Origin of the sequence: Parasegetibacter sp. NRK P23, from assembly GCF_023721715.1 — a bacterium.
Lineage (GTDB): Bacteria > Bacteroidota > Bacteroidia > Chitinophagales > Chitinophagaceae > Parasegetibacter.
In genome coordinates, this window is sequence record NZ_JAMDLG010000001.1 from 3,170,272 (window position 1) to 3,183,698 (window position 13,427).

General features: G+C 50.5%; 9 protein-coding genes. 3 read left to right on the plus strand and 6 right to left on the minus strand.

Annotated features, from left to right (window positions below):
- Positions 1 to 4 precede the first annotated feature (4 nt).
- From M4J38_RS12820 to M4J38_RS12840, 5 genes are all read right to left on the minus strand, one after another.
- Positions 5 to 2,458 carry a zinc-dependent metalloprotease gene (locus M4J38_RS12820; RefSeq protein ID WP_251760005.1) on the minus strand — a complete coding sequence of 818 codons (2,454 nt, stop codon included), beginning with the start codon at positions 2,456 to 2,458 and terminating at the stop codon, positions 5 to 7.
- Between the two features lie 72 nt (positions 2,459 to 2,530).
- Positions 2,531 to 3,955, minus strand: a complete 1,425-nt coding sequence (locus M4J38_RS12825; RefSeq protein WP_251760006.1) for a RagB/SusD family nutrient uptake outer membrane protein — start codon at positions 3,953 to 3,955, stop codon at positions 2,531 to 2,533.
- A gap of 18 nt (positions 3,956 to 3,973) precedes the next feature.
- Positions 3,974 to 7,609, minus strand: a complete 3,636-nt coding sequence (locus M4J38_RS12830) for a SusC/RagA family TonB-linked outer membrane protein (RefSeq protein ID WP_251760007.1) — start codon at positions 7,607 to 7,609, stop codon at positions 3,974 to 3,976.
- A gap of 226 nt (positions 7,610 to 7,835) precedes the next feature.
- A complete protein-coding gene (locus tag M4J38_RS12835) occupies positions 7,836 to 9,008 on the minus strand; it encodes a FecR family protein (protein ID WP_251760008.1) in 1,173 nt (390 codons plus the stop codon).
- A 79-nt stretch (positions 9,009 to 9,087) separates the two neighbouring features.
- Positions 9,088 to 9,663 carry an RNA polymerase sigma factor gene (locus M4J38_RS12840; protein WP_251760009.1) on the minus strand — a complete coding sequence of 192 codons (576 nt, stop codon included), beginning with the start codon at positions 9,661 to 9,663 and terminating at the stop codon, positions 9,088 to 9,090.
- Positions 9,664 to 9,862: 199 nt separating this feature from the next.
- On the opposite strand from M4J38_RS12840, the gene M4J38_RS12845 reads away from it, so the two are divergent.
- Entirely contained in the window at positions 9,863 to 10,879 is a 1,017-nt protein-coding gene (locus M4J38_RS12845; protein ID WP_251760010.1) for a PAS domain S-box protein, read from the plus strand.
- Between the two features lie 289 nt (positions 10,880 to 11,168).
- Positions 11,169 to 11,642: a pyridoxamine 5'-phosphate oxidase family protein gene (locus tag M4J38_RS12850; RefSeq protein WP_251760011.1), complete on the plus strand. Its 474-nt coding sequence runs from the start codon at positions 11,169 to 11,171 to the stop codon at positions 11,640 to 11,642.
- Here the strand turns inward: M4J38_RS12850 and M4J38_RS12855 are convergent.
- On the minus strand, positions 11,627 to 12,175 hold the full coding sequence (locus M4J38_RS12855) for an SRPBCC family protein (protein ID WP_251760012.1): 549 nt from the start codon (positions 12,173 to 12,175) through the stop codon (positions 11,627 to 11,629). The genes M4J38_RS12850 and M4J38_RS12855 overlap by 16 nt on opposite strands.
- Positions 12,176 to 12,314: 139 nt before the next feature.
- Here M4J38_RS12855 and M4J38_RS12860 point away from each other — a divergent pair, with 139 nt between their 5' ends.
- Positions 12,315 to 13,427 (plus strand): glycoside hydrolase family 18 protein, encoded by a 1,113-nt coding sequence (locus tag M4J38_RS12860; RefSeq protein WP_251760013.1) that lies wholly within the window; start codon positions 12,315 to 12,317, stop codon positions 13,425 to 13,427.

Sequence of the window (13,427 nt, forward strand, 5' to 3'; positions counted from 1 at the left end):
GGTATCAGGAATGGCGGAACGAAAGCACCGAAGCGATCAGCCTTATCATTTCTTTGCGGTGCAGCTCATTGATTTCGCCTTTAGTTTTCATTCTTTTTATTGCTTTCTGCAAAGCGGAAAGGTGCTGGCGTACATAGAGGCGCACATCGCTTCTGTCGGCCTGCGTGCTGGTGCCCAGTTCCTGTACTTTTTTGCCGATGGCGATCTGCGAGAGCCGCTCCACGTAAGAACGTTCCAGTGTGCGCTGTAACATAGTTTCAAAGGTGTTACCAGACAGTGGTTTCCAGCAATACTTCTTCAGGTCGTTCAGGTATTCATTCAATGGATACACATCTGAAGTAACGGCGGACTTATCGAGCAGGTTCGCCATCATGTTCTGGTTCAGGAGGATATTGAGGAACTGGTTTTGAAGGGTGTATATTTCCTTGGCGGGGTCGATGTTCAACTTGCTGAGGATGGCACTGTCGTAATACCATAATGGTGGTGTAAGTACCTGTTCTCCGAAGAACGCGATGCTGGCGCGCAAACGATCAGCGGGCACCTGTACATAAACGGCTCCGGGCTGTTCGGTACTTTTTTGTGTGATGTACACACCGTTGAGGTTCTTGTTCACATGGTACAGGTAACGGGAGAACTGCCTGCCCACGTTCACATACATTTGCTGCAGGTGGTTGTACATATCCCCCTCTTCCGCGGTCCATTCCAGGAGGTGCGGAACAATTCTTTTCAGGTTCATGATGCCATAGGTGCTGGCCTTTACGGGATCATCGCCCAGGTCTTCGGTCTGACTGCGCGGATCAATCGTTTTGCCTTCTCCGCCGAACCACAATTCGGGGTGTGCGGCCAGTGTATCCACAATCATTTTCTGCAACATCTTTTTCTCCGCGAATGCATCCTTTGTTCCGGGGAAATACCGGTAGCCCCATTCGATGGCCCATTTGTCGTAGCTGCCGATCCGCGGATAGATGCCTTTTGTTCCGATACTGTCTTCAGGTTGCGCCACGTAGTTGAAACGCGCGTAATCCATGATGGAAACGGTGTGCCCGTTCTTTTCCACCCAGGCCTTATCGCGGAGTTTCTCCACCGGCGTGGCGCTGCTGGCGCCCATATTGTGCCGCAATCCTATGGTATGACCAATTTCGTGCGACGACACAAAACGCACGAGTTCTCCCATCAGCTCATCGTCCAGCACCATTTTCCTGGCACGGGGATCCACGGCGGCCACCTGCACCATATACCAACCCTGCAACAATTGCATGATGTTGTGGTACCAGCCCACATGGCTTTCGATGATCTCTCCGCTCCTGGGGTCGGTAATGCGCGGACCATAGGCATTGGGAATATCTGAAGCATAATAGCGTATCACAGAGAAGCGCGCGTCTTCCAGGCTCATGGTGCTATCAGTCGCGGGCCATTCTTTCGCTTCAATGGCATTGCGGAAACCGGCCTGTTCAAAAGCCACGTTCCAGTCGTTCACCCCGGCGATCAGGTAAGGCACCCATTTTCGTGGTGTGGCGGGATCAATATAGTAAGTGATCTTTTTCTTCGGTTCCACCAGGAAACCCTTTTTGTACTTCTCCATGTCCTCCTCTTTCGGCTCCAGCCTGTACCGTTGAATGAAATAGGATTTCTCCACACGCTGCGCCTCATCGTCGAACAGGGTAAAGCTTTCGGCGAAGAAGCCCACTCTTTCATCGAAGAACCTTTTGCGCATCGGCACTTTGGGGAGCAATACGATAGAAGTATTCAGTTGCAGGGTAACGAAGCCTGTTCCGGCCGCGGGAAACACACCATTGGCGGCCGCGTAGGTTTTGGTGGTATTCACCTCTACGTTGATCGGGAACACGTTGATGTTGTCGAGGAAAGATTTATCGTCCGCGAAAGCATTCAGTTTCTTTTCCGTTTTCAGTTCATTGGGGAAAGAAACCACCTGACTTTCTTTCCGGAAGAAATCCGTTACATCGATCACGCTGGCGTTTCCGGCTTTGTTCTCCGCCTTTACATCGAAGGCGAATACGATGGGCATTACATCGCTGTTGCGCACGGCCGCCGCGATGGCCTGAGAGGAATCCTTTACATCCTGTGTGTACACACGTACGCGGAGCAATATTTTGTTGTGTTTTGTTTTTTCGAAAAAAATGCTTTGCCGGTTCACTTCTTCTCCTCCATATACTCTTCCCCCCTGCGGCGTGGCGGTGTAACGGGTCACGGCCAGCATATCACGTCCCATCAGCGAATCCGGGATTTCGAAAAACCACCTGCCATCCACTTCATGCACGCCGAACAGGCCATATTTTGAAATTGCCGATGCGGTAATGACCTTATCGTAAGGGCGCAGTTTAGCCACCACAGGTTTAGCGGTGGTATCGCCCCCGGCCCCCTGTACGGGAGCCTGGGCATATACCGGCAAACAAAACGCGACACACACAAAACATACAAATGCAAAACGTTGCAACATAACTAACAGATATTTTAAGGTAAAGCGGTGCCAGGCGCCACCCGGCACCACTGCAAACAAGGGATCGTCGTTTTACCAGGGCAGTGCTTCGTTGGTATTGATGGTAAGCCCGGGGTTCTGCTTCAATACATCCTGCGCGAAAGGCAATATGTACAGTTGGGACCCCGGCGGTAAGGTGTAGGTTTGTTGGGGAACGGCGGTACTTACGATCGGGAACCTGCGTTCCAGCGTTTTGGCGTAAGCGGGTTCTGTATTAAAACGCCTCAGGTCCCAGAAACGGTTAAAGCCGTGTACCATTTCCCTCCTGCGCTCGTTGATGATGAGTTTCACCGTTTCCACTTCCGTAGCCGGGGTGGGCAATACCGCGTCCGCAGGGCTTGTGATTCTTTTGGAACGCAGCAGGTTCAGTGTTTCCATGGCTTTATCGAGCGCCCCTCTCCTGGCATAACATTCCGCCAGCATCAGGTACACCTCCGGCGTGCGCATACCCACGGATGGGTAGAAATAATCGGTATGCCTTGCCGACCAATATGTTGTACCCGCACCAATGTCGAGAAAAGAGGCGTTGGTGGTATTGTAAAAAAGCCTGAAACGCGCATCGGTGGCGCCGAAAAGGTTCCGGAGTTCCGGACTGAAATTCTGGCTGTACGCGATATTCATCTCGGTGTAACCGGTCATGAACATAATGCTCAGGATTTCCGGGTTAGTGCCCGCGGGCATTTTAATGGCGGCCGTTCCACCTTTCGCCGCATAATCCACGAGGTCGAAAATAACATTGTTGTACTCCAGCGATTTGAGCGCGGCCGCTTCGGCCTTATCAAACTCTTTCTTAAACAAGTGCACCTTCGCCTTCAGCGCATAGGCGAAAGCGAGCGAAGGATGGTAAGGATCGGCAGGTGTAACCTGGAGATGGGGAATGGACTCGTCGATATCCTTTTCAACAAATCGGTACACTTCCGCGACAGAAGCCTTCACCGGCTTAGCCTCCAGGTCGTATTTGTCCATGATGCAGATGCCGCCATCTGTTTCAGCCGTGGCCGCGTTGTAGTGCTTCGCGAAAGTATTCACCAGCAGGAAATGATCGAACGCCCTGAATATGCGGGCTTCCGCCTTAGCGAGTGTTTTCAGGGAATCAGGGCCTTTACTGTTGTCGACCCCGTCAATAATCATGTTCCACTGGTTGATGTACACGTACACCCGGTTGTAGAGGGAAGATGTCGTAAAACGGACCACCCTGCTCACCGATGAGTCGTAGGTAAAATTGAAAATATCCGTCGTTTTCGTTTGACCGATTACGTAAGCTTCCCGCATCCAGTAATCATCCACGAGGTACATGAACTGGTTAGTAGCGTAGCCCCTGTTCGGGAACGACACCAGTTTGTGAAAATCTTCGGCCTCTTCCAGCACGATCTTTCCTTTCGGCACCAGGTCAAGGTATTTTTTGCAGGAGCTAAAAAGCGTCATCAGCAAAAAGAGGTATACTATATTTCTTTTCATTGTTGCTTCTTTTGAAAGTTAAAAACCAATCTGCACTCCTACCAGGAATGATTTGGGTGTAGGCAGGGAACGGGTTCCGCCGTTCAGACTATACGTTTCCGGATCAATATCATCACCGGCGGCACTCCACAACCAAAGGTTGTTCACCTGGGCGGTGATCTTCACACTATTGGTGCGCAGCCAGCCTGAATAGCCCGTGGGCAGCGCATAGGAAAGTGAGATATTCCTCAGTCTAACCGAAGAGGCATCGGCCACATGCACATCAGCATACCGGTACAGTGTACTCAATGTACTCGCGTGTGAACTGCTCGCCGCGATATCAGGGTAATCCAGTTCCAGCCTTGGCAGGGAAGTAGTTGTATTGGTATTGGTGTACCTGTCGTTGATATGTGTCGTATTCTGTGTGAATCCGCTGATGGAAGGCACGTCCCTGCGGAGTTTGTGCCCGGCATAAAATGCGAACAGCGCCGACAGTTGCAGGTTGCCGTAACGAACACTTTGCTGGAAAGACCCGTTCCAGACAGGGATCAGGGACCCCAGTTTCACAATAGCGTCGGGACTGGTGATTTGTGCCACGGTCGCGATATTGCCTTCTGTATTAAAGGTAACGTTGGAAGCATCCTTTTCATTGAGGAAAGTAGGATAACCGTTCACCATTTCCAGGAACCTGTAAGCGTAAACCGTGTTGTACGGGGTGCTCACTTCAAAATAATTCGATGGTGCGGAAATGAAGTTGAACGCCTGGTTGATCAACCTGTCCACTCTTTCAATCTTGTTTTTGTTGTATGCCGCCGTAACGGAGGAACTCAGCGCCCATTTTCCTTTCTCGAACCAGGTGGAGCGCAACGAAAGTTCCACGCCCCGGTTGCTCATTGCTCCATTGTTTACGGTTTGGGAAGTAGCGCCCACGGTGGGATCCAGGTCCATTTGGGTGAGCAGGTCCGAACTGTATTTGTAATACAGCTCCAGCGAGCCGGTGAGTTTATTCTTCCATACACCGAAATCAAACCCGGTGTTCACGGTTTCAGATTTCTCCCAACGCAGTTTCGGGTTGGGCAATGTGGGCACGAGGTATTGCAATGCGGGGAAAAGATTATCATTGCGCAAGGCAGCGGTGATGAGCGCGGAAGAAGTCTGGTCCACGTTTCCGTTCACGCCATAGGTCATGCGCACCTTAAGATAACTCAGCCAGTCAATATTGTTCAGCAACGGATCTTTGGAGGCGTTCCATGCGAGTCCTGTGGACCACATGGGGCGGTAGCGGTATTTGGGATCGGTTCCGAAGAGGTCGGCCTGATCGATCCTGAAACTTCCTGTAAGAGAGAATCTTCCATCAAAGGTATAACCGAAGTTGCCCATCACGGAAACGAACCGATGCTTGGTTTCCGTTTGAACACGGCCGGGAAGATAGCTGATGGTTTTATTCCCGTTGTAGAGATAAGAAGATACGCCGGTTTGCGACAACCTTTCCCAATCGATCAACTGCGAGGTCAGCGTTACGGGATCGTATCCATAACGGAGTTCACCATTGGCCCGGGGCACAAAAGACTCTCTCATTTCAAATGCGGCCAGTGCGCTGAAATCATTCGATCTGCCACCGATATCGAAGCTGCGGTCATAATCGAGTTGGTTCCTGAAAGTATAGTTGGAACGGGAAGTAGCGAACTGGTAATACCTTCCGCCATTCGGCACATTGTTCGTGTAACGGTTGGCGGCAGCATCGTAGCTGGTCATCACGTTGTGCAGGTAGCGCATCTTGTACGCATCGGGACCAATATAATTCTCCTGTTGCGCCGACTCTCTTTCCACCTGGAACTTCAGGTTGTATTTAAAGCCCAGCGGAAGCTTCACGTTAAAGTCTGCGAAAGCGCGGATGTTCAATCCTTTCGTGGTGGTTCTTCCGTTCTGCAATTCATCCAGCACGTTAAAATAAACCGGCTTCAACACCGATTTGGTAAGAATGGTATCGGCCACGGCACTGTTCATGCCGCCACCGGAGCTGAATCCATCGCTGAGGTTCACATAGGGCGAATACACTTTATTGCCGTTCTCATCTAAAATGCGGGCGTACCTTTCCTGAATGGTGTAATCGTTGAGGTCGGTTGCCGTAGATACATACTTCGAATACTGTGTATTCACGCCAAAGGTGGCGGTGAAAGCCTTTTTGCTGTGGAAACTCGATTTCAGGTAGAGGTTCAGGTTTTCGGAAGTATTGTATTTGATGCGCGCATCATTCTGGTCGAAATTGAGCGAGAAGTAAGTACTCGCTTTTTCGGACCCTGAGCTCAGCGAAACATTATAGCGCTGGCGTACTTCATTCTGCCATACCTCATCGTGGTATTCCTGCATGTAATCGTTGTTCCGCCAGCTGTTGATGGTGTTGTCCAGTTCCGTTTTGGATATTTGTCCCGCGGCTTCTTTCCGGAAGAGCGCGTACAGCGGAGAGTAGTAGCGGATGGTGCCATTCCTGAAATTGCCATACGCGTTGAACAAAGCGGTTGCACTTCCTGTACGACGCAGCTCCCGGTTGTACACAGCGGTTTCATAATCGATCAGGTCGCTGGTGGATGCGTAGTGCATTTTGGAAAGATCGGGGCGTTCGGTAATGAAGCGGTCCACGTTAAAGGAAATGGTCGTCTTTCCTTTGGAAGCCTGTTTGGTGGTGATCACGATCACGCCATTGGCCGAACGTGCACCGTAGATGGAAGAAGCGGCCGCATCTTTGAGCACGGTCACCGATTCAATATCGTAAGGATTGATCTGACTGATATCACCTTCCGTGGGCAGTCCGTCAATTACAAGCAGTGGCGTGGTGCCTACATTGAGCGAGGAAAACGTAGCTGTACCACGGAGTTGAAGCGAATTTTTATAGAAACTCAGTCCGGCCACTTTCCCTTCCAAAGCCGCGGCCAGGTTGGTATTGAGGTGGGCGTTCAGTTGCTCGTTCGTTACTTTGGAAGATGCGCCCGTGGTTCTTTCCAGGGGCATGGTGCGGAAACCATCGGAAGTAACGGAAACATCATCAAATAATACGGCGGACTGCGTAAGACAAACCACTATATTCAACTGCTCATCTTCCACCGCGGCGTACATCAATCCACGGGTACCGCCTTTCACTCCACCCATGGCGCGGGAGACCGGTATTTCGATGGATTCGTACCCGATGGAAGAAATCACGAGCGTACCATTTTCCGGCACATTCTTCAGGGAAAAGCTCCCCTGCTCGTTGGTAAGCGTTCCTTTATCGGTGCCTTTCACGCGGATGGACACACTCGCGAGTGGCTGCCCTTCGTGGGTGGTGATGGTGCCCTTTACCAATGGCACCTCTTTGGCTTCCACTTCGTTTGGAGCAGAAGACAAAGTTCCTTTCTTGATGAAAATGGTTTTATTCTCAATAAAATAAGTGAGGCCCGTTCCTTTGAAAGCCTGATCCAGAAAGCTTTTCAGCGGCATATTACTGGCCTCTACCGACACCAGCGGCTTCGCCGCCAGCAGATCAGGATTATACAGTACGAGATAACCCGTTTGTTGTTTGATGACGGGGAACAGTTTTTCCAGCGCCACCTGGCGGGCCCGGTAACTGATTTGTTGTGAAACGCCCGATGCACAGATGTGCATACTGAAAGCGAAAAGAAAAAATGCTGTGAATCGCATAACACGATACGTTTTGGCTGATAAACGCAACCCGGAGCCATCGGCGGAACTTCTGCCCGCGCATAGGATTCCCAGGTTACGAAAAGTGTTAAAAAACATACTTTTGTAACAGTTTGGTTGATAAATAAGCAGTTCAGAACGCTACTTGTAATTATTGGCCTTACTTGCCGGGAGTGTTGCACCACTTCCGGTTTTCAGTTTTATGACTACACCTTGCGGTGGAATTTTATTTGCGCACCACCAGTTTCTTTCCATCCATCCGCACCTTCACGCCTATCTGGTTCAAGGCATTCACCACTTGCTTCAGTGTCAGTTGCCTTTCCATTTCTCCCGCAAATACCTGTTGCGGAACGCCGTTTTCATATACCACTTCCACATCGTACCAGCGGGCCACCTGGCGCATCACTTCTTCCAATCCTGTTCTTCCCGCGAAATGGAAGTTCCCGTTCTTCCAGGCGAGCGCATGTTCGGGATCGCCCTGCTGCAGCCGTAATGTTCCATTCGTTGGCAGTACCGCCTGCTGACCCGGTTTCAGCAATACGGTTTCCTTTCCGCGCATCATCTTTATTTTACCCTCCACGAGTGTGGTGATCGCCTCCGGTTCATCAGCGTAGGCGTTGATGTTGAAATGTGTGCCCAGCACCTCTACTTTCGCCTCCGCCCATTCTACCAGGAAAGGCTTTGCTTTATTGGCGGCCACTTCAAAATATACTTCTCCTGTGATGCGCACTTTTCTTTCGTTACCGGTGAAGGCCGTGGGGAAACTGATGGATGACGCGGCGTTGAGCCATGCGCCTGTTCCATCAGGCAATACCAGGTGGAACTGACGTCCTCTGGGGGTTTGCAGTGTATTGATAGAAGGGTTGTTGCCGCCGTTACCTGCATAGGAAATCGTACCATCCTGCAAACGAATCCCGGTGGCGCCCGGCGCATTGATGTTGCCATCCGGCATACTGTCCAGCACCATGCGCTGCCCGTTGGCCAGCGTAAGCACAGCGCCATCCATTCCCGGCGCGACATCATTTACCACAGCGATCTCATCTGGAACCGAATTGTTATCACGCGTTTCTTTCTGTAAAAACAACCATGCTGCTCCTGCCAGCAATACAAATACCGCTGCTGCCTTCCAGAATACTGAGATTCTTTTAACAGGTGCCTTGCCACTGGAAAAGTTTTGTTCCCTGAACTGCTGCCATCCGGCTTCCTGGTTGAAGGAGAGCATAGTGCCCAGTTTTTCCAGAAAAACTTCGCGATCGGCATCTACACTATTAAGATAGGCCGCATTTTCTTCCGCGGCATCCGCCCAATGTTGCAGTTCAATCATCTCCGATTCGTTCAGCGATGCGTTGGAAAGCCGTTTATAAATTAATTCCGCAATGCGTTCGTTGTTCATTACCATAAAATCCCTGCCGGTTGTAGGGCCGGCATACAAGGAGAACGGATGAGGAAACCCGTCATTACAGAAAATTCATAAAAACTTAAAAAAGCTTACAGAGCAGCAGATAAACGCCGGTGTCCAGTCCTTTCTGAAGCAGTACGGGACGTAAGGCGGCGAGTGCACGTGATTTCTGCACGCGGGCATGATTAGGTGTGATGGCCAGTTTTTCGGCGATCTCGGCGATGTCCATTCCTTCCAGTAAACTCATTTTTAATATGGCGGGGCCATTACCCGGTAAGGCTTCGATGGCTTCGGCCACTATTTTGAAAAGAAAGGCATCTGTGACTTCCGGTTCGGAAACCGGCTGGGTGGGCTGTGTGAGCAACAACTCCTCGCGGTAGCCGGCGCGTACTTTCTGTTGCCGCACATAATCAATACACCGGTTCCGCACACCGGTGAAAAGATAGGCACCGATGGCTTCGGTTGAATCTATTTCCGTCCGTTTCTCCCAACATTTCTGCAACAAATGAATCGCGATATCGCTGGCTTCTTCCCGGTTACCAATGAGGTTGTGGGCAAAATAGCTGAGTGGACGAAAAAACCGGTCAAAAACCTGCTTCATGGCCCATTCCTCTCCAGCACGGAAACCGGTTAATAGATATGCTTCCTGGTCCAACACTACGGTGTGAGTTGAAATGAACTGCAATATTACGAAAAGTCAGGGATGGATTGTTGCCCAACAGCAGCCCAACGCAGGCATTGGCCGACCCCTATCCGTTTGATTTCTCCCCACAAAAGACATTTATTCCCCATGATAATTTCATTAAGCAGAGTTTCGTATTATTGTTCCTACACCCCAAACCGATCATTTCTTTATGAATATGCCCGACCATCACAATGCCGGGGAATTCCTGCATTTGTTCGAAATGACGCCCGACTGGGTTTGTATTGCCGCAAAGAACGGTTACTTCATAGATTTTAATCCCGCCGTCCCGAATACCTTAGGGTATTCAAGGGAGGAGTTGATGAGCAGGCTCATCTCCGACAATATACATCCCGACGACAAAGCGATCACCGCCTCCACCAGGGCCCAACTGCTGGAGGGGAAGGCGCTGCTGAATTTCCAGAACAGGTACCTTACAAAAAACGGGGAGGTGGTTTGGATGGAATGGACCTCCGTTTACCTGCCATCCAAAGAAGTGGTTTTCGCCATCGCCAAAAACATCACGGCCCGCAAGCGGATAGAGTTGGAAATTGAGGCGCGTCACCTCCAATACCGCCAACTGGCCGTTCACCTGAAAAACAATATGGAGCAGGACCGCAAGTTCCTGGCCACGGAACTGCACGAAGGTGTTGCCCAACTGGCTACCGCCCTGAAATTTGACCTGGAATTAATGCATACCCAACCCGATGGCGTTGAAAAGCGGTTGGAACACGCATTGGTTACGGTAAATATGCTGGTGGATACGATCCGACGCACTTCCTTCCTCGTGAGCCCGGCCATCTTGGATGATCTTGGCCTGGATGCCACACTGGAATGGTATTGCAGGGAGTTTTCGCAAGGCAGCGGCCTTTACTGCACTTACGCGGGGTCCTACAACGAAAACCTGTTTCCGAAAGATGTTCAGCTCGACTTGTTCCGCATCTGCCAGGACGCCTTCAACTGCATCAGCAAACACCATCGCGCCACGCGCATTAAAGTGGCCATCCGCAATAAAGCCGGCAAACAGGTACTTTCCATCGAGGACAACGGCGCGGGTTTCAGCAATGGCAATACTTCCCACCTGCTGTCCGTTCACCAGCGCGCGCAATTCATCCAGGCAGATTACGATTTTTCTTACCAGGAAGGACAGGGCCACCGCATGGAGATCAGTTTGAACGCCACAGGCTGACACTGTGAAAGTTATGTTAGAAGTGGCAGGTTGTGCAGCGGCCATGGCCTGCGTGTTGTCAGCCCTGCATCTCTAACCAACTGCTACTGTTCATGAAAAAAGAAGAAACCCGCTTTCACCAACGGAAAATAGAATTGCTTTGGGTGATGGTAATTTCCCTCGCCGCCATCTGGGCGCTCCGGATGGTGCTGAGGCTCCTCTGAAGCCTTCCTGATAAGGATCATCCTTTCCTCCAACGCCAGTCATGATGAATCCGGCGCCATCTCCCGTTCTTTATAAAAAAAAGAACATGTTTGGAACACTCGCGCCCCAAGAAATAGAAACTTTGCTGGAACAACAGCTGATCGGCCGTGTTGGCTGTCATTATGAAGGCATTACCTATGTGGTCCCCATCAGCTATGTTTATTCCGATGGTTGTATTTACGGGCATACCAGGGAAGGCATGAAGCTGAACTTCATGCGCAACAGTCCTTCCGTATGCTTCCAGGTGGATGACACCCGCAACCTCGACAATTGGAAAAGCGCCATCTGCTGGGGAAATTTTGAAGAGATATCCAATGAAACGGAAAGAAGTGAAGCCATTGAAAAGCTGTTGGGCCGTGTATTACCAGTGGTAAGCAGCGAGACCATGCACATTTCTCCTCAATGGCCCTTCCCGCCCAAATCGAACGAACAAATCGGTGGTATTGTTTTCAGGATCCGGCTCACCCGTAAATCAGGACGTTTCGAAAGGAGCAGTGGCAACGCTTACTTCGCGACCTGACCGCTCTCCACAGTTTGCTTCAGCCTGGCAAGTCCGTCATCGTACTGCTTGCCCATGATATCATCCATATCAAAAAACAGCAACATGGTGTTCATGGGGTAAGCATATTTTGTATCAAAGCCCCAGGTAACCCTCGATCCCTCCGGTGCCGTACCCAGCGCGATATAAGCTTCAGCTTCTCCTTCGAAAGGCTTTACGAAATGAAGGTGCGATTCCACTCTTTGCATCGGATCAATTTTGGTAAGGGTCTGATCACCTACCCCTACTTCTTCACTGTGCCATTTAAAAACGGAACCTACCTGGTCGGGCACCCCTTCAATGGATGTTTTGGTTGCAGTATCCATGGCCATCCAGGGACTCCAGGCCTTCATTTCCGCAAGAGAGGATATCTTCGGCCAAACGGCTTCACGCGGCGCATTAATGGTGATGCTTCTCTCCAGGTGGAATTCCTTCTTTACGAATATTCCCGCGATCAATACAAAGGCAATGATCAGCAGGAGCAAAAGTCCGATGATCTTAAAGAACTTTTTCATGTAGGTTGATTTGTTTCAAAAATACTGGTATTGCTTTTCTTTGAAAAGGGGATGTTGCGGCAATGAAGGGGTGAAATCCGGCGGGATAGAGGGGGCGGGGTGAGGCCCTTTCCGTATATTTAAACCACAATTCCCCATCATGAAACAATTCCTCCTGCTGGCAATTTTCTTTTCCACCGCCTGCACAACAAGTTTTTCCCAGGGCGCCCACGCCCCCATGGTGATCGCTTATTTTGCCGGAAAACCACAGGAACTGGAGTCTGTTGATGTACGGAAGATCACCCACCTGATCTATTGTTTCGGACACCTGAAAGAAGGGAAATTTCACATTGGAAACGCCTCCGATTCAGCGCTGATCCACCGGATGGTGGCGATGAAAGAAAAAAAGCCATCCTTGAAAGTATTGCTGTCGCTGGGCGGATGGGGCGGTTGTGAAAACTGCTCCGACGGCTTCTTCACGGCTGAAAAAAGAAAGGCATTCGCGGCTTCCGTAAAAGAAGTGAACGATTATTTTAAAACAGACGGCATCGATCTGGACTGGGAATATCCCACCATCCGGCTCGATAATGATGTGGACAAAGAACCTGTACATAAAACTTCACCACAGGATAAAGCCAACTTCACCGATCTCGTAAAACAACTGCGCAAAGCGCTGGGTGCCCAGGCCACCATCAGTTTCGCCGCAGGCGGTTTCAACACCTACCTCGAAAAAGCCGTAGACTGGAACGCTGTAATGCAGGAAGTAAACTTTGTGAACCTCATGAGTTACGACCTCATCAATGGATATGCCACTGAAACGGGGCACCACACCGCGTTGTATTCCACTCCCCAACAAAAGGAATCTACCGACAATGCCGTTCAGTACCTGCTGGAGAAAGCCGGTGTGCCCGCTTCTAAAATAGTGATCGGCGCGGCTTTTTATGCCCGCGTATGGGAAAACGTTCCGCCTGAAAACAACGGACTGTACCAGCCCGGGAAGTTCAAAGCAGGAATCGCGTTCCGTCAGTTTGAAGAGAAACTCTCTCCAGCCGCGGGTTACGCCCTCCATTGGGACAATACCGCAAAAGCCCCGTACGCCTACAACGCCACTGAAAAGAAATTCGCCACCTTCGACGACAAAAGATCAATACGACTGAAAACACAATATGTACTGGCGCACCAACTGGGTGGCATCATGTTCTGGGAGATCAGCAACGACCTCCCTAACAAAGGACTGGTGGATGTGATCCACGAAACGATCAACGGAAAATGA